The organism is Psychrobacter sp. CAL346-MNA-CIBAN-0220 (assembly GCF_040309805.1).
GTDB lineage: Bacteria > Pseudomonadota > Gammaproteobacteria > Pseudomonadales > Moraxellaceae > Psychrobacter.
The window spans coordinates 1-231 of the sequence record NZ_JBEOPF010000791.1 but is presented as its reverse complement, the minus strand read 5'-3'; the positions used below and the strand labels follow the sequence as shown (position 1 = coordinate 231).

Below are 231 nucleotides of genomic sequence, written 5' to 3'. Positions count from 1 at the left end.
CGCTATTGCCGCGCTTAAAAAGCTGCCAGATTGTGAATTTATAAGTGTTTCGCATTACTATGCGAGTAAGCCCATGGGCCCACAAGACCAACCTGACTATATTAACGCCGTTGCCTGCATAAACACTACGCTTAGCCCTGAAAAGCTGCTTGATTTAACCCAAGCAATTGAGCTTGAGCATGGCCGTGTTAGAAAAGCCGAGCGTTGGGGGCCACGTACTTTAGATATAGA

The 231-nt window shown here is 46.8% G+C and carries 1 protein-coding gene; it reads left to right on the top strand.

Translation table 11 applies throughout. The features are described 5' to 3' along the window. Positions 1-4: 4 nt before the first annotated feature. Positions 5-231 (top strand): 2-amino-4-hydroxy-6-hydroxymethyldihydropteridine diphosphokinase (folK, locus tag AAEY88_RS15685; RefSeq protein WP_350563886.1); only part of this gene is annotated, 227 nt, incomplete at its 3' end.